The 22,216-nt window shown below is 41.5% G+C and carries 14 protein-coding genes; 1 reads left to right on the top strand and 13 read right to left on the bottom strand.

Features of this window, described 5'->3' with window-relative positions; genetic code table 11:
* Positions 1–84 precede the first annotated feature (84 nt).
* From P3L47_RS08605 to P3L47_RS08555, 11 genes are all read right to left on the bottom strand, one after another.
* On the bottom strand, positions 85–2,313 hold the full coding sequence (locus P3L47_RS08605) for an alpha-L-fucosidase (protein ID WP_277783339.1): 2,229 nt from the start codon (positions 2,311–2,313) through the stop codon (positions 85–87).
* Between the two features lie 198 nt (positions 2,314–2,511).
* The gene (locus P3L47_RS08600) at positions 2,512–4,047 is read right to left on the bottom strand and encodes a sulfatase family protein (protein ID WP_277783338.1); all 1,536 of its coding nucleotides are present in this window, start codon (positions 4,045–4,047) and stop codon (positions 2,512–2,514) included.
* Between the two features lie 15 nt (positions 4,048–4,062).
* A complete protein-coding gene (locus P3L47_RS08595; protein WP_122363272.1) occupies positions 4,063–5,766 on the bottom strand; it encodes a RagB/SusD family nutrient uptake outer membrane protein in 1,704 nt (567 codons plus the stop codon).
* A 10-nt stretch (positions 5,767–5,776) separates the two neighbouring features.
* Complete coding sequence (locus P3L47_RS08590; protein ID WP_233577243.1) at positions 5,777–9,031, bottom strand: SusC/RagA family TonB-linked outer membrane protein; 3,255 nt, start codon at positions 9,029–9,031, stop codon at positions 5,777–5,779.
* Between the two features lie 270 nt (positions 9,032–9,301).
* Positions 9,302–10,288 carry a FecR family protein gene (locus P3L47_RS08585; RefSeq protein ID WP_122363168.1) on the bottom strand — a complete coding sequence of 329 codons (987 nt, stop codon included), beginning with the start codon at positions 10,286–10,288 and terminating at the stop codon, positions 9,302–9,304.
* A gap of 65 nt (positions 10,289–10,353) precedes the next feature.
* Positions 10,354–10,923, bottom strand: coding sequence for an RNA polymerase sigma-70 factor (locus tag P3L47_RS08580; RefSeq protein ID WP_122363167.1), 570 nt, complete (start codon positions 10,921–10,923; stop codon positions 10,354–10,356).
* Positions 10,924–11,002: 79 nt separating this feature from the next.
* On the bottom strand, positions 11,003–12,541 hold the full coding sequence (locus tag P3L47_RS08575) for a sulfatase family protein (protein WP_277783337.1): 1,539 nt from the start codon (positions 12,539–12,541) through the stop codon (positions 11,003–11,005).
* Positions 12,542–12,550: 9 nt separating this feature from the next.
* On the bottom strand, positions 12,551–14,092 hold the full coding sequence (locus P3L47_RS08570; protein ID WP_277783336.1) for a RagB/SusD family nutrient uptake outer membrane protein: 1,542 nt from the start codon (positions 14,090–14,092) through the stop codon (positions 12,551–12,553).
* 12 nt (positions 14,093–14,104) lie between these two features.
* Positions 14,105–17,458, bottom strand: a complete 3,354-nt coding sequence (locus P3L47_RS08565; protein WP_277783335.1) for a TonB-dependent receptor — start codon at positions 17,456–17,458, stop codon at positions 14,105–14,107.
* Between the two features lie 156 nt (positions 17,459–17,614).
* A complete protein-coding gene (locus tag P3L47_RS08560) occupies positions 17,615–18,607 on the bottom strand; it encodes a FecR family protein (RefSeq protein WP_277783334.1) in 993 nt (330 codons plus the stop codon).
* A gap of 66 nt (positions 18,608–18,673) precedes the next feature.
* Positions 18,674–19,231, bottom strand: a complete 558-nt coding sequence (locus tag P3L47_RS08555; protein ID WP_277783333.1) for an RNA polymerase sigma-70 factor — start codon at positions 19,229–19,231, stop codon at positions 18,674–18,676.
* A 171-nt stretch (positions 19,232–19,402) separates the two neighbouring features.
* Between P3L47_RS08555 and P3L47_RS08550 the strand changes: the two genes are divergently transcribed.
* Positions 19,403–19,531, top strand: coding sequence for a hypothetical protein (locus P3L47_RS08550; protein WP_255419295.1), 129 nt, complete (start codon positions 19,403–19,405; stop codon positions 19,529–19,531).
* A gap of 6 nt (positions 19,532–19,537) precedes the next feature.
* Here P3L47_RS08550 and P3L47_RS08545 read toward each other — a convergent pair whose 3' ends face one another.
* Complete coding sequence (locus tag P3L47_RS08545; protein ID WP_277783332.1) at positions 19,538–19,744, bottom strand: hypothetical protein; 207 nt, start codon at positions 19,742–19,744, stop codon at positions 19,538–19,540.
* 98 nt (positions 19,745–19,842) lie between these two features.
* Positions 19,843–22,215: a GH92 family glycosyl hydrolase gene (locus P3L47_RS08540; RefSeq protein ID WP_427910548.1), complete on the bottom strand. Its 2,373-nt coding sequence runs from the start codon at positions 22,213–22,215 to the stop codon at positions 19,843–19,845.
* Position 22,216 lies beyond the last annotated feature (1 nt).

Here is a 22,216-nt window from a genome sequence, read left to right as displayed (position 1 = left end):
AATTAGATTATAAAAAAACAATGTCTCCGAAAGACAAAAGTAATTGTTTTCCGGAGACATCAAAAGTTTTTTTATCTTTTTCAATCAGAGCAGGTCAAATTCTGCAATGGCTACCACCTTACCGCCTGCTGCTATTTCCGTTGCTTCCACACGGACATAACGGGCAGATACCGGTTTCTTGAAATAATGATAGCGTTTGCTCGGGTCATTGATCAGGTTGCCGAACTCGAAGCGTTCCACCTCTTTCCAGGTTTTTCCGTCGTCGCTGACCTTAATAACGCCTTTCGCCATCATACCATCCGAGTTTCGGGTTTGAGGTGTGTAGGCAAAGCCATTCAGTGTCTGTGGGGAACCGAGATCAATAGCGAGATAAAGGGGCAATGCTCCTTCTTCCGATTGCCAGTACGTTTCCGCTTTAGCATCGAAAGCAGCTGTTGCCGGGCGACGTTTAGTTTCACTGCTTGCTCCGACCAGCTTCCAGTCTTTCTTGGCAAGTCCGAGACGTTCACTGTGTACAGCTCCTTTTTCACCTTTCAGGATAGCGACCGCTTTCAACTCACCACGATTCACTTGGATCGGTTCTTTATATTCAGTGGAAGTTGCACCCGGCTCCGTACCGTCAGTCGTATAATAAATAGTATATCCGACATTCAGGTTTCCTGCCGCATTCTGTCCATGAGGATTCCAGCCAAAGTCCTGTAATTTAGGTTCTATCGTTACCAGTCCGTTCACATCCTGTTTAAAACTCAACTGAGGTGGACGGGATGTATAATAATGGGCGGAAACATGGCTGAGGGCTGGTGTCAGACGAGATTCCAACAAACGGAAACGAAGTTTACCGGTCGTCACTTCCGGAAAGCGGAGGATACGTTTGTAACCGATATTGGTAGAAACCGTTATTTCTTTCCATGCTCCGTCGATCCAGGCATCTACAGCAAATTTCTCTACCCGCTCACTATAGGTCGCAACTGCTTCCTGCAACATGATACGGTTTATTGTAACGGGTGAAGGGGTTGTAATAACAAACTCCTTGTTTGCATCGTCCAGTAATAAATAAGTATCTTCCTTGCCGTCGAGCAGTTGTTTCGGTCCCTGTGCGCCGTTCAGCAGATCAGTTCCGTAAGTTTCCCGAATACGTTTCCCTGTCTCTACCAACGCTTTGACATCCGCCGGCGAGAATTTACCGTCGCGGTTGGGAGGAATATTCAACAGGAAAGTGGAGTTGCCTCCGACGGCACGTTCATAAATATCGAATACGTCATCGGCACTTCTGACTTTCTGGTGCGTATCATCGCGGTAGAACCAGCCTTCACGGATGGACGTATTGGTTTCTGCCTGCTGGTAATGCAGGAATTTTCCCTCATATAACTTTTCACGGGCACCGAGCACCGGATCTGTCATATCGGCAAAATGACTCATCGTATCCGGATTTGCCTGATAAGGAATGACATTCCATTCTGTCGGGCGGGTTCCTCCGGCTTCGTTTCCACACCAGCGAACGCCTTCGCGACCAAAAATAACGGCTTTCGGAGCGAGTGTATGGATCAGTTCTTTCCAGGCATGGTAATTGTAGGTCTGACCGCCTTTCCGTTTCGGGTGGGCACCGTCAAACCAAACTTCGTGTATGGGTCCGTATTCGGTCAGCACTTCAAACAGTTGGTTCAGGAAATACTCGTTGTAGTCGTCCACCACAAATTCAAACTTTGTCTTATTGGCAAATGGTCTGCCGGGCACTTCCCGAGGGATTGTCCGCTTGGTGTATTTACTCAGATTTCCGTATAATCCGTCCGGACTTTCAATCTGGAACAGGTCGGCGGGAGAGAGATAAACTCCCAGTTTCAGCCCATATTTCTGACAGGAAGCAGACAGTTCTTTTAGGATATCTCCCTTGCCTCCTTCAAAGCCGGACGACATAATACCGTGTTTCGTATAACGGCTCTGCCATAAGACAAACCCGTCATGGTGCTTCACTGTTATGATCACCATCTTCATCCCGGCAGCTTTCATTGCTTCACACCACTGATCGGTATCCAACTCCTTCAAATCGAACACCTTCGGATCTTCCATGCCGTTCCCCCACTCCATCCGGGTAAACGTATTCGGCCCAAAATGGATAAAAGCAATAAATTCATTCCGCAAAGCATCCAACTGATTCGGAGTCGGCACGACATGCGCTGCCTTCTCAATAATCACTTCATGGCTATCGCCGGGTTCGATCTTGATCGTGTTTTGGAAAGCTATTCCTTTATCCTGCCCGTGTATCGAAACGGAAAGGAGCGCTGCCCCCAATAAAATAAAAACAGACTTTTTCATGGCTTATTATGATTTGAAATTAATAAGTGTTCTTTATTTATTTCGTTTAAATGTTCAAAAATACAGTATTAACGGCTGCAAGAAAAAGATTTAAGGGAAAATCTACGCAAACGTTTGCGGAAAGTCCAAAGGGATATAAAAAATCCCGGATAACAAAAACGTTACCCGGGATACATACTTATCGCTGATTATTATAACTTATTCCATCCAACTCAACTGCTTCCAGACTTCCGGTCCGTCGTTCTTCTGCGGAGCACCCGGAGTACTGCGACCCTCCTTCACATATTTGATCATCAGGTCTTTCAATTCTTTTACTACTTCAAGGTGTTCGGCATATACATTATTTTTTTCTGCCGGATCGGTCTTCATGTTGTAAAGCTGAACTGAAGGTAATGTTTTGATCATCTCATCATCTTTTTTCGGTTTCGGGAAACTCCAACCACCGGAACTCGGTGATAATAACAGTTTCCATTTGCCTTTGCGAATCGTAAAATCACCGTTTATCGAATGATGGACAGTGGCTTCACGAATAACTGTCCCTTCTTTCTCTTCAATAAGCAAAGGTAAAATATTATAACTATCTTCTCCTTCCGAATCTTTCAGTTGATAATCGGCAACTGAAGCAAAAGTAGCGAAGAAATCAGTCAGACAAATCGTCTGATTTATTACATGATGCTTTACCTTTGCCGGCCATCTAACAACACAAGGGATACGATGTCCACCATCAAACAAGTCTGCCTTATGTCCTCGATAAATATAACTTGGATAATGCCCCTTCGCCTGAAGTTCGTCAAATTTAGCTTCCGGGCTACAGCCATTATCCGTACTGAATACCAAAATCGTATTTTCTGAAATACCCGCATCCTTCAACGCTTTCATTACTTTTCCTACCATATCATCTACCATCAGAACAAAATCACCATATGGATTCAAGCCCGATTTACCTTGATATTCTTTGATAGGAAGAATCGGCGTATGTGGTGCAGGTAATGGTAAATACAAAAAGAAAGGCCGGTCACTCTTAGCCTTTTTATGGATATAACGGACCGCCCTGTTTACAAAGTTAGGCATCGTCTGTTCATGATCGAAATCAGAGGCTGTCGGACCTTTTCGCCAAAATTTCATTCCTGTATTTTCAGTTACTCTATCAGGTAAAGCTGTAGGCATATTATTCTCTACATAAACATACGGAGCCATATCCAATGAACCGGAAATTCCATAAAAATAATCAAAACCTAGTGTCGTAGGGCCATTTGTTATCGGCTTACTGAAATCAATACTATCCACTCCGGCATCAATATTATCCCAATTCCACCCCAAATGCCATTTACCGATACAAGCCGTTTCATATCCCTGATCTTTCAAAACAGAAGCTACAGTCCGACGTCCTTGTGGAATTAACGCTTTACTATACCCTCCTAATACCCCGGACTTTTCCGTTGAACGCCAATTATAGCGTCCGGTCAAAAGACTATAACGAGAAGGGGTACTAACCGATGAACTTGAATGTGCATCTATAAAGACAACTCCTTCATTTGCAATCTTATCTATATTATTTGTCTGTATCCGAGAGTTTTCATTCAATGCCGAAACATCCCCGTATCCCATATCATCTGCAAAGATGAAAATAATATTAGGCTTATCTGTAGCCTGTTCTGCCAGGGTTGTACAGCCTAGGGTAGCCAGCCCCCCAAAAGAGAGGAGCAGGCTACTGGCTTTTATCTGTTTAATCATATCTAATTATATTTATTAATATCCTGGATTTTGCTTGATTTCAGCAAAGATATTCCGTTCAATTTCAGAGAAAGGTATAGGCCATAGATTATGATAATCAGAAATGGAGGGACCACTCTTTGGATTATATTTCCTATTCCTGTCCACTAATTTACCCATACGACATAAAGTAACCATACGCATTTCTTCCACGTACAATTCTCTCATACGTTCATCCAACAAATAATCAATATCCATTTCAGAAGCTTTTGCCGGTTCTGCTTTTGCTCTGGCACGTACTACATTAACATCAGCGGCAGCTTTTTCTTTATCACCTTTTCCAATATATGCTTCAGCACGTAATAGATATGTTTCTGCCAAACGATACATATATTCATCTTTATAAGAACTATTCGCATTATTTATCAACAAATGTTCTCCAAACTCGGTTACAATCGGTTCTCCATTTGAATCCTTCTGATATAAATCTTCCGGGAAATTATTCATTCTAGAGACTTTGGTCAAGAATGGGAACCACTGACGAATCGAATCAACCTGAGTCGAATAGCCATCTTTCACTAACCATTTACCGAATGCAGGAGATGCCGGATTATCTATCCTTACATCGCGCATTATATTATAAGAGGAATTACGCATATCATTCTCCGAACCATTTTTCCATAGATCATTGAAGAAATACTTCGTCGGTTGCATCCAACCAACTCCACGACCACCTTTACCGTCTGTCACCCCTAAAAAGGCATTCGTTTTTATTTCATTTCCAGAAGCATCTTTCTCTGAAATCTGTATATTCTGGTAAAATGGTAAAACAACCCATGGCATATTATATTCAGTGGAAGAAGCGGGGTTCTGATAATCGTACTGAAGAACCCACAAACTTTCTGTATTTCCGCTACTACGATTCTGATTATTCAACCGAAACAAGTCCCAATAAACGTCCCCTTCTTCATCTTTACGCGATCCGAAACGGGAAGTCATCAACGCCATAGCCGGATAATCGATTACACGAGTCGCCGCACTGATAGCCTGATCGTATTGTTCCAGACTGATATAAATCTCAGATAACAAATGTTCAACCATTTGCTTACTTATTTTCCCGTCTTTTACTTTATCGATATCATCTAATAACGTCTCCGCCTCTTCCAGATCTTTTCTGATCTGATCATAGACTTCTTCACGAGTGGCCCTGACATAATCACGGCGAGGTGTCTCAACCTCTTCCAAAGCCAACGGTACGCCCCCATAAAGATTAGCCAGAATTTTATAAGCATAAGACCTAAAAAATAGAGCTTCTCCACGGAATGTGTCCTTATCACTATCCGTAATCGCTTCCGTTAATGTCAATCGGTTCAGTATTACATTTGCATTCGATATAATCGTATAACAAGTTTTCCAGATTTCCAAAGGAACCGAATAAGTAGGAACCATCACATTCGTATAATCATTCAACTTAGCCGCTTTATAATAATCGGTAGCATTAAATGCGAAATCGGTAGCATAACGCAAAGCAAACCGGGCTTCCGTATTAGTTCCCCATTGTAAATGCCTAACCCTGTTATACAAATAATTAACGGATGACTGAAAATGGGCAGACGTCTCCATCGAGTTTTCCGGAGAATAAAAATCCAAAGGTTTTTCTTCCAGGAACTTACTTTCATCACACGACGCAAAAAGTGTACACGCTGCCAGAAATACAATACTATATTTTAATGATTTCATATTCATACTATTAAAATTCAAGATTAAGACCAACAGAATAACTTCTCATCACAGGATATTTGGAAGAATCCAAACCGGCACCGGTTTCCGGATCCCAGCCATCCCAATCTGTCAATGTCAGTAGATTCTTTCCCGATACATATACTTTCAAACGGTTTATGTTGAATTTATTCAACCAGGCAGACGGCACATTGTAAGAAACCGTAACATCCTGCAAACGGACAAAATTACGCTGTACATACGGAGAGAATGCATATCCTCCCAAAGCCTGCGAGAAATAACCTAACTGACGATAACGTGCATTCGGATTTTCCGGAGTCCAGTAATCGAAGTTGAATAGGTTTACCTGATAAATATTATCCGGATTAGGAACATCCTTAGCCGGCTGACCATAATAATATTTCTTACCACCCTGAACCGAATTGATAAAAAACTTCAGCTCCCAGTTTTTATATCTGAATGTATTCTGAATACTGAAGCGATAAGCCGGATCTTCATAACCAATGATCTTACGATCTGCATCCGCTGTATACTTTCCGTCGTTATTTACATCTTCCACTTTATACGTACCGTATTCGAAACCATCCGGAATCAAACCATTTTGTTTATCTGCTAATTGCCACATACCTATGATGTTATAATCATATTTTACTCCATAAGGCTTCCCCATGAATATTTTATTGGCGATCAGGTCATCTTCTTTTCCATCACCATCTGCATCAAGCCCCAGGATACTTACTACTTTATTTCTGTTACGTGAAAAATTAAAAGTCACATCCCAACTAAAATCTTTGGTTTGTACGGGCACACCTGTTACTGAAAATTCAACACCGTGATTTTTCAATTTACCGATATTGGTTGGGATAGTCGACAATCCATTCATATCGGGGATATTAATATTAAACAACAGATTATTCGTTTGCGACACATAATAATCAACATTACCGAAAATACGTCCGTTCAACATACTGAAATCCACTCCGGTATTAAATGTATTAGTTGTTTCCCACTTCAGATCGGCATTAGCTAATGACGTAATCCACTGCATCTGTTCCGCACTGGCACCATCACCAAACAAATAACCGGCATCATAAGAAGTATCACCAATTTTAATAGATCCTGCTCCTGAACCCAGCTGAGCCAATGTCTGATAGCGTCCAACAGTCCTGTTTCCGTTTGAACCATAAGACAAACGCAATTTCAGATTCTCCATCCAATTGACTTTCTCTTTGAAAAAATCTTCTTCGCTGATTCTCCAGGCAAAAGCACCTGAAGGGAATACTCCGAATTTATGATCTTTACCAAAGCCGGAAAAGCCGTCCCGACGCACTGTTCCCGTAAAGATATACCGATCGTTAAATGAATAAATAGCACGCAACATAGTATATAGGCTGGATTCCTGCCAAGCCCCTGACTCTGCCGTTTGTAAATCGGCTTGTCCAGCTTCGAGCTTGTCAAACCCTAAAATACCATTCTGGAAATTGGCTGCACCAGCTTTCGTATCTTCATATTGTCGCTTTTCAACACCATATACGAAAGTCGCATTGATAGAATGTTTCCCAAATGTACGTTTGTAAGAGACAATATTATCGACTGTCCAGTTGTATTGACTGGAATTCATCTTTGAAGCTTTCCCTGTAAAGTTTTGTCCCAGTGCATTATAATTATACTCTTTCCCTTCAATCAAATTCTGTGAGAAATTCATACGGTAGTTTAAACCTTTGATAAAAGGAATATCAACATCCGCATAAAAATTAGCGAATAAGTTATAACGCTTGTTTACATCATCCTGCTCTATCTGAAGCAACGGATTGGTCGTATTTTTATACGGTTCTTTAATATATTCCCCGCTTTCATCCGTCACTGCAACAATCGGAGGCAAATTGACAACTGTTGATAATGTCGGAGCCACTCCCGAATAATCACTGACTGTAAAAAAAGACTGTACCCCCACCTTCAACCAATTAGTGATTTTGGTATCCATATTAACCCTGACGTTATAACGTTTATAAGTATCATTGATAATAAGGTTCTGCTGATCCGTATATCCCATAGAGAAATAATAGCTGCTCAGTTCATTTTTTCCTCTCACGCTTAAATTATGATTTTGGATATACGGCATATCATTCGTCAGCAAGTCCCACCAGTCTGTTTCTGTTCCGGCATTATAACCAGCCAATGTATTTCCATCCATCAAATGTTTCGTTACATCCCAGTTCGGATTCATTGTCAGCATATCGTTACCGGTTCTGCTCTCTTCCAGAAAACGATCGCTAATCTTACGAAGGAAACCGTCTCTCCCTTCAGGAAACATATCCTTATTAGTCGGTTGCTGGTAAGAAAAAGAGCCGCTATATTCGATAGTCGGTTTACTCATCACCTTACCAGTCTTCGACGTAATAAGGATAACACCATTACTGGCTTCGGAACCGTAAATAGCCGCGGCACTGGCATCTTTCAATACATCTACTGATTCCACATCATTCATATTGATATCGACCATATTTCCACGGAATATAATACCATCCAGAACAATCAGCGGTGAATTTCCTCCGCTGATGGATGTACGTCCACGGATTGACATATCCGGTCCCTTACCAGCCTCTGTGACCGCACCCACATTCAGCCCCGGAACAGTTCCCTGTAAGGCGGAACCCAAACTGATACTGGGAGATTCCTGTAAAGTACCCAGATCCGCACGAACAACAGAGCCGGCTAAATCACTTTTCTTAGCAGTACCATAACCAACCACAACAACTTCATCCAATGCTTGCATATCTTCCTGAAGTTTTATGTTTACGACATTTTTTCCTTGTACTGCCACACTTTGGCTCAAATAACCTATAAAAGAAAATTGAATGGTTGCATTGTCATCAACCTCCAATGAATAATTTCCGTCTATATCGGTAATAATACCATTATTTGTCCCAACTTCCACAACATTTACACCGATAATAGGATCGCCTTTTACATCAGTAACAGTCCCCTCTACTTTTTTCTTTCCCTGTTCCGCTTCAGCTTGCTTTTTCGATAGAGTAATGTAATTACTTGCAAATACAAAATTAATATTTGCATTTTTGCACATTTCTTCTAAAAGATCAGCAACTTTGGCTGATGTCTTTTTAAAAGAAATCAACTTATCCACATCCACATCCTGATTTCTGAATACGACCAAATAGTCAGTCTGCGACTCGATCTCTTTTATCAACTGTTTAACAGAAATATTATTCTGTTTGATTTTAACAATTGTATTTTGTGCATCCATATCAGTTGCCATTAACTGACATACACAGACAAATAAAAGTAACAGTGATATTCTCATAATCCTAAAAAAATCTTTAATGCTGTTATTAAGCACAGCAAAGTGCTGTAACAAAGTTTTTCTTTTCATACATTTGTTCAATGTTAAAAGTGAATACTAAAATTTTACGACTTGTGTTTGCTTTACATCGGCGGCAGTTGTTGGTAGCTTCTGCCGCTTTTGTTTTTTACGATTGTTATTTCTTCATACGCATTCTGTTTTTAGTTTAACATGTTATTTACTCAAGGTCACAATATTTTTATCTTTATCTTTTTCTACTTTGAATTTTCGTATCTGCTGTAACACCCGGAATACATCATCAAGACTGTCACGCTGCCTGAATTTACCGGTATAAGTATCATTGAATAAAGAAGTATCCTTAACCATGATCTTTACATCATAATACAATTCCATTTTCTTTAGTATATTTATCAAAGGTTCATTCTCAAAAGCATAAATACCTTCACGCCATAAAAAATGATCATTCAAAGAAATCGGTTCTACAACCATTTTTCCTCCGGTGACTGTCACCTGCTGATCGGGCTTCAAAGTGATTCCCTCACTTTCTTTATCCTGAAAAAAGACACGAACGGAACCTTCCAGCAAGCTAGTCTGAATATAGCCGGCTTCCGGATAACAGTACACATTAAACTGTGTCCCCAAAACCTTCATATCCACATCTTGTGATGAAACGATAAATGGTTTTTCATAGTCCTTAGCCACATTAAAAAAAGCTTCCCCCTCCACTACTACCTTTCTTTCTTTACCTGTAAACTGTGAAGGATATATCAATTTGGATTTTGCATTCAACCAGACCTCCGTCCCATCCTGCAGAACCAATTGTGCCCGCTGCCCGGCAGGTGTATACAAAGTATTCATTGAATCGGGAGATAATTCCTGCTGCATCTTAATTTGCATATATTGGTATGTCAACAGACTCGAAGAAACCACCAACATAATAATAAGAGCAGCATAGTTACCCCAACGCAACCATCTTTTTTGCGAAACGCCATGCTGCTTACGCGAAATAAACTGATTATACTTTTGCTTACCGATTACCTTGTTTTCCAACTGATGTCCCAGATTCATCAATGCATGCATATTCTGTAACTCTGCAAAATCCTTTCGCAAAGCTTCATCAACCTCTACATCCCGCAACAAGGATAAACGTTCCTCCCGGGAAAGTTCCTCATAAAAATATTTATATATTCGTTCGTCCATATTTTCCGTATTGTATTTAATAAACGGATGAAGGAGAGAAAACCCCCAAAAGGGTATTTATTTTTTTAATTATTCAAAAAGAACAAAAGAAGAGGCAAATAATCTTTTAATTCAGCTTTTATCTTTTTATAAGCTATATTCATTTGGTTTTCAACAGTTTTAAGCGACAGATTCAATTCTGCAGCAATCTCTTTCTGTTTTTTCCCTTCCACTCTGCTTTTTATAAATATCTCACGACATTTATCCGGCAGTGAATCAATTATTTCAGTAACAATTCGCTCTATTTCCTGCTCCGAAAAAAGAGACTGATCAAACAATTCCAAAGAAGCAAGCTTAACCCGTAAAGTCATCAAGTATTCTTCCTGTATTTTATCAACAGCTTCCTGAACAACTGTACGGTGCCGCAAATGATCTATACATCTGTTTTTTATAGAGGTAAAAAGGAATGCGACTAAATTAATATTATAAGTAAGTAATTCTTTTCTTTCCCATAGTTCGGTAAAAACATCCTGTACAATATTCTCTGCATCCTCTTCAGATAATACATATTCTAAAGCAAAATACTTCATCCTGGAGAAATATGAAACATATATTTCCTCAAAACTATAAGGTACTATCCGTTTTTCTGTTAACATCTTCCTTTTCCAATAAATAAAAAAGTCCTGGAAACAAAAGTAAACGTTTTCCAGGACTTTTCAAGAGTTCGAATGGTTTTTATTCCTCCATCCAACTCAACTGCTTCCAGACTTCCGGTCCGTCGTTCTTCTGCGGAGTACCCGGAGTACTGCGACCCTCCTTCACATATTTGATCATCAGGTCTTTCAATTCTTTTACTACTTCAGGATGTTCGGCATATACATTATTTTTTTCTGCCGGATCGGTCTTCATGTTGTAAAGCTGGATCAATGGTAATGTTTTGATTACCTCGTCATCCGTACCAGGTTTCGGGAAACTCCAACCACCGGAACTCGGTGATAATAACAGTTTCCATTCGCCTTTGCGAATCGTAAAATCACCGTTTATCGAATGATGAACGGTGGCTTCACGAATGACATCACCTTCTTTTTCATTCAACAACAAAGGGAGAATGTTGTAACTGTCTTCTCCTTCGGAGTCCTTCAGCTGATAATCGGCTATCGTGGCGAATGTGGCGAAGAAGTCAGTCAGACAAACCGTTTGATTAACGGTATGCGGTTTAATCTTTGCCGGCCAACGAACTGCACACGGGATACGATGACCACCGTCAAAAAGATCAGCTTTATGTCCACGATAAATGTAGCTGGGATAATGTCCTTTTTCCTGAAGTTCGTCGAATTTAGCCTGAGGACTACATCCGTTATCCGTACTGAATACCAAGATCGTATTATCGTCCACACCAGCCTCTTTTAATGCATTCATGACTTTACCAACCATATCATCCACCATCAAGACAAAATCTCCATACGGATTCAGACCGGATTTACCCTGATACTCTTTAATAGGCAGGATAGGTGTATGAGGAGCCGGTAACGGAAGATACAGATAGAAAGGTTTATCATCCTTTGACTTATCATGAATGTAATCTACGGCCCGATTAATAAAATTGGGTAAAGTTTGTTCATGATCAAAATCCGATGCTGTCGGGCCTTTACGCCAATACTTCATACCATCATTTACAGTTTCCCTGTCCGGCAAAGCTGTCGGCATATCATTTTCTACATAAACGTACGGAGCCATATCCAGAGAAGCAATAATTCCATAGAAATAATCAAAGCCACGTGTTGTCGGTCCGTTTGTAATAGGTTTACTGAAATCCACACTATCCTTTCCTGCTTCTATGTTATTCCAATCCCAGCCCAAATGCCATTTTCCGATACAAGCAGTCTGATATCCCTGGTCTCTCAGGACAGAAGCGATTGTCCGGCGATCAGGAGCGATCAGTGCCTTATTATATCCCATCAAAACGCCGGATTTCAGATCTGAACGCCAGTTATACCGGCCCGTCAACAAACTATACCGGGAAGGCGTACTGACAGACGAACTGGAATGGGCATCCGTAAAAGCAACACCTTCATTCGCTATGCGGTCAATATTCGTTGTTTGTATCTTCGAATTTTCATTGAATGCCGAAACATCGCCATATCCCATATCATCCGCAAAGATGAATACAATATTCGGTTTTTTCTGTTCCTGCGGCTGTTGGGCACACCCGCTCAAAACAGCCATACTTCCCAATGACAGAAGTAATCCACGATTTCTGATTAACTTATCCATATCTTTCTTTTATTTGTAATTCGGGTTCTGAACCAATACGCCGTTATTCTTGTCGATTTCGCTTTGAGGTATCGGCCATAAGTAGAAACGATCCTCAAACACGGATTTATACAACGGCAATGTCGGTTCGTCAAAGTTATTCATTATTTCTCCAATAATACGCCAACGTTTCAAATCAAAATAACGATGACCTTCAAAAGCTAACTCAATACGCCGTTCATGACGAATCTTTTCACGCATCTGTGCCTGGCTCAAACCTGTAGGCAACGGAGGCATATCAACCCCTTTACGGGCACGTATACTGTTGATAGCATTATACACTTTCTGCGTAGGACCGTTCACTTCATTTTCCGCTTCGGCAATAGCCAGCAGTACCTCAGCATATCTGAAATGTACCCAGTCCTGATCACTACGTGTATTATATCCGATCGGATATTGAGTTTTGTCACGGGTCACAAACTTCTTCAAACCATATTTAGTTGGTAAATCCCCCGTAACAGGTTGTTCAACATCACCTATTTTCAATTGCAGGTAAAAAGCGGACATATCCAGTCGGGGATCACGGTTCTCTACCGGATTCTCCGGATTATACAGATCACTTTCTTTAGAGAAAGGTGTACCATCCTTAAATTCGAACTCCTCTACAAAATTGGTCAGAGGTGCACAACGTAGCCACGCGCCAAACCACAAATCACTTTTATGCCAGTTATTAGGTGCCAGATACTTAGTTGAGAAAATAATTTCCGGATTTGTTTCCTGGGCGGATCCCTGAAAAATACTTTCGAAATCATCACACAATCTATATCCTTTTATCTGTTCTGCAACGGATAAGGCATTCCTCATTTTTTCCACATCGGCTTTGCCATCCGTATTATAGGCATCATAAAGCATCATTCTGGTTTTCAGTGCAAGAGCAGCCCCTTTGGTTACTCTGCCAGGCAATTCCAGATAGGTATTATCTGGTAACAAGTTGATTGCATCATTCAAATCCGTATAAATCTGCTCCAGAATCTTTGCCGCTTCAACCTTCGGCTGATACTGTGTTTCCAAATCCAAAGGTTCCACGATCAACGGAATATCACCATAACATCTGTATAAAAAGGAATAATAGAATGCTCTCAAAAAAAGAACCTGTCCCTTACTGAAGTTCCTTTCCGATTCCGACAAATCCGTATTTTCATACTTATCCAATTGATAGAGGAACAAATTCATACGGGTTATTCCGACATAAGCTCCTTTGTAAACATCCTGAATAATACCGGCTGTCGACGGGTCTATATTTCCCTGGAAAACATCGAAAGTGATTCCTTCCTCCACACTACGACAGTTATCGACAAAGCTATCCCATTGAGGCATACCAAATGAAAAATAACCGTGATCAAACTTAGTCATTGTGCCATAACAGGCTGTCAAAGCCATATCCAAATCACTTTTCTGTTTCCAGAAAGTATTTTCTGAGGGTTTGGATGGCGGATTCTTTTCCAAAAAATCATCACATCCGCTCATTACAACTACCAATATCAGAAGCAAATAATATTTAGCTTTTTTCATAACCATATCGAATTAAAATTGGACGTTAATACCAAATGAACAAATCTTATTCTGAGGATAAGCGACGAAACGACCGTCATCTTCTCTTTCAGGGTCTAATTCCGGATAATTAGTGATCGTCGCCAGGTTATCACCGGAGAAAAATACACGTATCCGTTCTACCAATAATTTTCTCGTCAGCTCAGCAGGGATCGTATAACCGATCGTAACATTCTTCAAACGTAAATAAGAAGCATCTTTCAGGAAGTATGAATTTTTTCTCGTATTCTTACTGCCACCAAAGTTATCAAAATACATTCTGGGATATTTCGCATTATCAGGATTGTCTTCCGTCCAGCGGTATTTCACATAATCGATTGTCGGTGCACTTCCCTGACGGAACGGCTGTAATCCCCAATCTGTCACGTAATGTTTCTTACCTTCAACCCCCTGCATCAAAATAGAGACATCAAATCCTTTCCAGTTAGCCGATAAGTTTACTGCATATTCAAATTTCGGGAAGCGTCCGTCTATCACCATACGGTCATCATTATCGATCACACCGTCATTATTCACATCACGGTACTTCAAATCACCCGGCAATGTATTATCATTGAACTGTTTCGGAGAATTCTTCACATCTTCTTCGTCTTTGAAAATCCCTATACAATCCAGCATATAATAAGAGTTATAAGGTAACCCCTCTTTACGCAGATAATGTCCGGAAATTTCTTCAGAACCAAACTTAGTTACCTTATTCCTGTTGCGATCGAAATAGAAACCGGCATTATATGTCAATCCTTTGAAAAGACCACCTTTGATATTATTCACATACTGTACATTTACTTCAAACCCTTTATTTTCCATCTCACCATTATTAATAACAGGAGCCTCCAATCCTAAAGAACCTGTCACCTGGGCATTACGAAGAATATCTTTCGTGCTTTTTTTATACCAGTCAAATGTAACATTCAGTCCATTAAAAACCGTAGCTTCCAAACCTATATCTGTCACAGTCGTTGTCTCCCAGGTAATGTTTCGGTTCGCATATTTTGTTTGTGCATACCCTGTGGATAAAGACGAATTATCGAATGTATAATTTCCTTCATTTTCCATAACAGCCTGATAAGGATATACACCTATATTTTGATTACCTAACTGTCCCCACGAAGCTCTCACTTTCAGACTGTTCAACCACGACCAATGAAGATTTTGCATGAATTGTTCTTCTGTTAGTCTCCAACCGGCAGAGAAAGAAGGGAATATACCCCATCTGTCATCGGGATTGATACGGGATGAACCATCATAACGGAAATTAGCTTCAAACAGGTAACGCTCTTTGTAATTGTAATTAAAACGTCCGAAAACTCCCATCAATGACCATTGTTCCAGATTTCCTTCAGCTTCCTGCAGTTCCTTTGATCCGGCATCGATCTCTGTCAACGGGAACGGAAAATCTTTTCTATATCCCTTCAGCCAGTCATAATCATTCGTTTCCTGTGAATATCCTAACTGAAGACCAAAGTTATGATTCCGATCTTTTGTAGATACATCATATTTCAAATAAGAATACAAATAAGTATAGAATGTATGATAATCATTCGAGTTCAATCCCTTTGCACCGACATCCAACTCATTCATGTACTCGCCTGTATGATAATTGTAAAGATTTACCAGCGGACGCCATTCCTTTTCTCTTTCAGCAATCATACGGACTGCACCTTTGGTATGCCATGATAATCCTTTGGCAATATCAATTGTCAGCCATACCTGCGCATTCACATCATAACTCGTATTTTTACGTAAGGCATCATTTCCAACCAAAGCAATCACATTCTTATTGTTACTTTCCCATGGATAAGCTTTATAAACCCATGAACCGTCAGTACGCTGTGGACCATAAGTCGGAGCCTGTGCAAAAATAGAAGTAAAACTTCCGTCCACACCTCCCTCATAAGGACGTTTTCTATCTCCACGCATAAAACCAACATACGAACCGAATTTCATCCATTTGGTTATCTGGCTCTGTAAATCAGCCGTAAAATTATACTTCTTATATCCATGTCCATCCATTGTTCCATTCTCATCGGCATAATACATAGAGACATTATAGGACATCTTTTCAGAACCTCCTGAAACGGCCACGTTATGATTATGAGAGAATGCACTGTGAATATGTTCTCCCAACCAATCATAATTAGGATATTCCGGATCGCCCGGTCGCGCATTTTTATATTGATCAATGACATCCTGCGGATATAAGCCGGAAGATATTCCGGAATTTGCCTTCGCCTCATTCCACAAATTCATATAATCAACCGAATTAGTTACAACCTTCAACATTCGAGTCGGAGAATAAACGGCAAAATTTCCCGAGTAACTGATCGATGTCTTTTTATTTATACCAGTCTTGGTTGTCACCAGCACAACACCGTTCGCTGCACGTGCCCCATATACAGCTGCAGAAGCAGCATCCTTCAGCACAGATATACTTTCTATGGCATTAGGATCTAGTGCGGAAAGATCTCCCGGAACGCCATTTATCAATACTAACGGATCAGAGCCCGCATCAGAATATGTACCTTGACCACGTACACGCAAACTCACCTTATTATTTCCGGACTGTCCCGAACCGTTCACGACACGTAAACCAGGAATCTGCCCCTGCAGCATGGAAGTAGCATTGGTTACAGGACGCTTGGTCATTTCCTCCCCTTTCACTACTGAAACAGCACCGGTCAGATTCACTTTCTTCTGTACACCGTAACCGACAACGACTACTTCATCCAGATTCTGTGTGTCTTCTATCAAACGGACATTGACTACTTTCTGGTTATTCACCGCAATTTCTTTCGTGATATAACCTATATAGGATATCTGAAGAACAGAATTACTCTTAACATTCAAAGAGTAACCACCGTTTATATCAGAAATACAGCCATTGGTTGTACCTCTCTCCATCACATTCGCACCTATGATAGGATCTCCATGTTCGTCTGTTATGGTACCGGTTATCACCAATGTATTATCATTGTTCTTATCCTGTTCTTTCGCTTCTGCAGAAATAACTATATGATTATTTTTGATCACATAAGAACAACCTGTTCCCTGCAAAATCAGATTCAATGCCTCATCCAGCCCTCTGCTATCGGTAGATACATTTATTTTCTTGTGAATATTCAGAACTGACTCATCATAATCGACCGACATATCCGTTTGTTTCTCGATTTCTGTAAATGCTTTTTTAACGGTCAGACTAGTTCCGGAGAAAGTAACATTCTGTCCCCAAATTATGGAATACTGCAAGAAGAAGAAAAGAAAAGACATTATTGATACCCGGAACAAACTATTCCGTTTATTCCGTTGTGTTTTCAGGTATATTTCCATATCTTTGTAAAATTAGATTTTAAAGTTGAATACTATATTATTTATCACCTGTTTTAAGTGATTTATTAATGGGTGTTCACTACGATTTCAAATCCGGGGAGTTCTGATTGGCGTCGTCTTCCCGGGTTCTTTTTTTCATAAAAGTATCCTCCTTTTTTAGTTGATGTATATTATATTACCTTTCATCCTGTAATTCAATCCGTTCACCATCTCTTTCAAGATATCCAACACCTGGATCAATCCCTCATCCGGTCTGAATTTCATGGTAAAACTACGTCCCGCAAACTTTCCCGTTTCATAATTGATCGTAACATCATACTTCCGTTCGATCGTTTTTACAATATAATCGAAAGAAGCCCCCTGAAACGTCAGGTAACCATGTTTCCACTGTAGAACCCTGCCGGCATCCACCACCGTTTTTGAAACCGTTTTCAGCTGGCTGTTGTACACCACCTGCTCATCCGGATGCAAAATAATAGGCTCACCTTTTGCCAGATCCGTATCGACCCGGACCTTCCCCTCCTCCAATGTCGCAATGGTCAGTTCGGAATCCGAATAAGCTTCCACATTAAAGACCGTACCCAAAGCCTCTATTTCCATATGACCGGTTTTTACAATAAACGGTTTCTCCGGATCCTTGGCCACTTTGAAACTCGCCTCCCCGTTCAGGTAAATCGAACGCCGGCTACCTTCAAACTTGGCAGAATAAACCAGTAACGAACCGGAATTCAACCAAACCTCAGAACCGTCAGACAGTGTGATCTGTTTCTTTTCACCATTCGGGACAAAACATTCCGCCCATTCGGGTTCGAGCACCTCCGGCTGATGCTGCATAACAAAATAAGCACTGGCAGCACCGATCAACGGCAACAGTAAAATAGCTGCGGCCCGTATAAGCAGCCGATGCAAAGTTCGTTTTGCCGCCGGATGTGAATTTTTTTGTATACGATCATGGATTTTATTCAATTCCTCCAGCGTCCGCTCATCCGCCTGTGCCGGCACCTCTTCCCAAAGCACCTGCATGGCCTCTTCTTTTTCCTGCTGATGCGCTCCTCCTATGAACCATTTACCGAAAGCATGCTGAACAGCTTCCGGAAGATCATTTCCGAAGAATTTCGAGATTAATGTATGTATTGTTCTATTTGCCATTTCATTCCCCGTTTATATAAAAGACGGGAGAGCGGGAGAGCACACACAGTCAAAAGACGTTTTTTTTCAAAAAAGCAATAAAGAAGTATTTTTCAGAATCTCACGCAAGTCGGCAAGAGCTTGTGTTATATGGTTTTCAACAGTCCGTTTGTTTATTTCCAATTTCAGGGAGATTTCTTCATTCGACAACCCGTCTTTCCGGCTCATCTTAAAAATACGCCGCCGCTGTTCCGGCATCTGTTCAATAGCGATATCGATCAGGAGAGACAACTCCTTGGCGTAAATATCTTCCTCGATCAGATCCGAATACCCGTTAGAAGACAATTGGATTTTCTGTTCATAATTTTCTTTCACCAGGCTGTGCTCAAAATAATCATATACCATATTCCGTGCCATCCGGTAAAGATAAGCTTTCAGGGAACTGACCCGGGAGATACTTTCGCGATTCGTCCAGACCTTAAAGAAAATATCTTGTGCCATATCGCAAGCTTCTTCCTCATCCTTGACAAACCCCAATAAGAAGTTCTTCACTCTCGGATGATATAATACGAACAGGGCATCAAACGATTTATGATCCCCCTGTCCCAGTTTTTCCATATATTCAGCTTCCCGATTGACCTCCATAGGAATGCAAATATATGGATTTTTTAACAACGGCTATTATTTTTAGCCTTTTTCGAGAAATAGAAATCAGACAAACATCGGCACTTTTCACCAGGAAATCTTTTTTTTGAAAATCTTATGCTTACCTTTAGCGGGTAATCTTAAAATCTACAAACTTTAATCACAGAAAAGATGGATCAATACATAAAAACAATCATCAGCGTAGGAGGCAGTGCAGTCATGCTTGTAATGATCGTTTGCGTCCTATGGTATGTTATAAAAGATACGTGGAAAGATATAAATAACAGTTCGAAAGACTGACCGGAATTAATGCTTCCGCCAGGAAATGATCCCTTTCTTCTTTTTACTGAAAACTGTTGAATATAGTAACCAGAGCGAAACCATCCAGGCAATACCCAGCACCACGACCGACACTGTGAAATTGACTTCTATACGATACAAAGTATACCCTCCGGCAACAAATACAAGTGTAATAACAAATGCCCCCAAGGTAGTAACAAGTAGTGTTTTCATAAATTCTTTCTTTATATACTTTCCAGATTCTTACACGCAAAGATATATAAATTCATGAAAAATTATAGTTAAAACCCCAGAGGCACCCATTTTTCTTTTTAATTCGTCTCTACAGGCAAAGCAGACATTTCCAGCTCCAAACGACCGCCGGAAGTAACCGTACTGAAAGGAATACGTAACCCGTCCAACGCTTCCCCGTTCAACAACCGTTTCCGTACATAGGTATTTGCCTTGCTGTTATTCTTTGCTTCGATGACAAATGAATCGCCTTTATAATATGTTTCATTCAGCTGTATGGTTATCTTATCGAACAACGGGCTCCCCACGGAAAAAGAGGGATCCGCAGCAGATAACCCGGTAATATCGAAAAGCCCAATCGAAGAGATCGTGAACCAGGCACCCAGCTGCCCCTGATCCTCATCCTGTCCGTAGCCATAACCATGTATCCCGTCTGTCCCGTAAAATTCATCTAAAATAGCTCTCACCCATTTCTGAGTCAAGTCCGGACGACCGGATTCGTTAAACAACCAGGAAATATGCAGACAAGGCTGGTTCCCCTGATTATACAAAGACTGCAGACCCGAAAATGCATCGATTTCCATTCCTCCGCTGAATATCTTTTTCTGAGAAACGAGGAAGATGCTATCCAACCGCTGGTTAAAGACATCCTCTCCCATCTTCCCGATCAATGTTTTAGCATCATGAGGCACATAGAAAGTATACTGCCAGGCATTCCCTTCCTGGAATCCGCGCCAGACCTGCATCGGGTCGAAATTTTCGATAAAACGCCCGTCCTCCGTTTTAGGGCGGATCAAGTTCAGTTCAGGGTCATAGATACGTTCCCAGCCTTTCGACAGATCCATCAACTTCTCATAATCGTCCGTCTTACCTAACTGTTTAGCCATCTGGGCAACGGCATAAGCACCAAAAGAATACTCCAGCGTATGTGAAGCAGAGAACATCCAGGCTTCATCAGCCCCGGTCCCTTTGTCCAGATGAGGCACGTATCCATACTTCACGAACTTATCCGTATCCAGCTTACCCGCCCCCATCGGACGGTTTTCACCATCCAATTCATTCTTACGGGCAGCAGCATACCCTGTCTCCACATCAAAGTCACGTATACCGCACTGATAAGCGGCAGCGATCACATTCCCCAGCTGATTCGTTCCTACCCCGGATACAAAACGGCTGCAAGCAATCCCGTCTCCCAACCAACCGGCATCTTTATATACCTGTAGATGAGTGCTCACATAATCAGACAGGTACTCCGGATAAGCCAGTGCCCAAACCTGTATCAGATTCCATTGCCCACCCCAGATACCATCGGTATTATAAAAAGAAAACGCAGGTTTACCCTCTTTCAAAGGTATTTGTCCGCAAGTTCCGTCATTGCGGGGATAAGCCCCGTTGACATCGCTGGCCAATCCGCGTCCCAATACGGCATGATACAACCCGGTATAAAATTTCACCTTATCTTCACGAACCGGCGTTTCCACCCGGATACGACCCAAATACTCCTCCCAGGTTTTATGGGAAGCTTCGCGGGCCTCATCGAATGAAAGTTTTCCGTGATCCGTCTCTGTCTCCCGGTTCAAACGGGCATTTGCCACAGAAGTATACGACAAACCGACCTGGGCAGTAATGGATTCTCCCTCAGTCGTTTTATAAGTCAGATAGGCTCCGGTTCCGACACCTTTGACGGCACGTGCCCCTTCCTGCACCTTTTCACCGATGAAAGTGCCGAACGAATCAGGCTTTTTATCCAACCGGGCAGAAAAATACATGGTGACCGTGGCTCCTGCCTGATACTTTTTACTGTATTCGGGCAATGTTGTCACCCAACCTTCTACCAAGCCATCGTCAGTAATGATAATCTCAGCATCCTGTACAGGTCCGCTATCCCCCTGCCGGTTACCTATATCGAACAATATACGGCTATTTTCACTTTCCGGAAATGAAAAACGCTGGTAAGCAACCCGTTTCGTTGCCGTCAGCTCCGCGGTTATATTATAATCTTTCAACAGAACGGAATAATAACCGGCTGTAGCGATCTCGTCCGCATGGTCGAAAGCCGAACGATAGCCTTCCCCGGAAGAACCGACCGCCCCGGGTACAGTCTTCAACGGGCCTTCCGTCGGCATCAGTACGATACCACCCACCTGAAATTCATGCAGACAAGGGAATCCTTCTATCGACGTATCCCTGTAATCATATCCGGTAGCCTCCCAGCCTGATTTATTCCCCACATGTGCATTGGTCGCCGGAGCCGGTTTAGCCAATCCGAAAGGCAATGCCCCCGGAGCAAAATGGAACCAGCGGCAATGTGCCGTTCCTATACGTGGTTCTACATATTGTACCAGAGATTCAGGTTCTCCGGACACCTCCTGTTTTGAAGAGGTACATCCCCCCAATAGTCCTATTCCCGCCAAAAGGAGCATTACCCCCGATTTCATTTGCTTCATTCTCATA

This window comes from Parabacteroides chongii (genome assembly GCF_029581355.1).
GTDB lineage: Bacteria > Bacteroidota > Bacteroidia > Bacteroidales > Tannerellaceae > Parabacteroides > Parabacteroides chongii.
The sequence above is the reverse complement of the archived record's forward strand: the minus strand, read 5'-3'. Positions and strand labels throughout refer to the sequence as shown.

Bases quoted from the DNA above. Each gene is read 5' to 3' on its own strand.
- P3L47_RS08565 (WP_277783335.1), bottom strand. From the start codon at position 17,458: ATGGAAATATACCTGAAAACACAACGGAATAAACGGAATAGTTTGTTC.
- P3L47_RS08570 (WP_277783336.1), bottom strand. From the start codon at position 14,092: ATGAAAAAAGCTAAATATTATTTGCTTCTGATATTGGTAGTTGTAATG.
- P3L47_RS08605 (WP_277783339.1), bottom strand. From the start codon at position 2,313: ATGAAAAAGTCTGTTTTTATTTTATTGGGGGCAGCGCTCCTTTCCGTT.
- P3L47_RS08580 (WP_122363167.1), bottom strand. From the start codon at position 10,923: ATGTTAACAGAAAAACGGATAGTACCTTATAGTTTTGAGGAAATATAT.
- P3L47_RS08600 (WP_277783338.1), bottom strand. From the start codon at position 4,047: ATGATTAAACAGATAAAAGCCAGTAGCCTGCTCCTCTCTTTTGGGGGG.
- P3L47_RS08590 (WP_233577243.1), bottom strand. From the start codon at position 9,031: ATGGATGCACAAAATACAATTGTTAAAATCAAACAGAATAATATTTCT.
- P3L47_RS08560 (WP_277783334.1), bottom strand. From the start codon at position 18,607: ATGGCAAATAGAACAATACATACATTAATCTCGAAATTCTTCGGAAAT.
- P3L47_RS08540 (WP_427910548.1), bottom strand. From the start codon at position 22,215: ATGAGAATGAAGCAAATGAAATCGGGGGTAATGCTCCTTTTGGCGGGA.
- P3L47_RS08585 (WP_122363168.1), bottom strand. From the start codon at position 10,288: ATGGACGAACGAATATATAAATATTTTTATGAGGAACTTTCCCGGGAG.
- P3L47_RS08545 (WP_277783332.1), bottom strand. From the start codon at position 19,744: ATGAAAACACTACTTGTTACTACCTTGGGGGCATTTGTTATTACACTT.
- P3L47_RS08555 (WP_277783333.1), bottom strand. From the start codon at position 19,231: ATGGAGGTCAATCGGGAAGCTGAATATATGGAAAAACTGGGACAGGGG.
- P3L47_RS08595 (WP_122363272.1), bottom strand. From the start codon at position 5,766: ATGAAATCATTAAAATATAGTATTGTATTTCTGGCAGCGTGTACACTT.
- P3L47_RS08550 (WP_255419295.1), top strand. From the start codon at position 19,403: ATGGATCAATACATAAAAACAATCATCAGCGTAGGAGGCAGTGCAGTC.
- P3L47_RS08575 (WP_277783337.1), bottom strand. From the start codon at position 12,541: ATGGATAAGTTAATCAGAAATCGTGGATTACTTCTGTCATTGGGAAGT.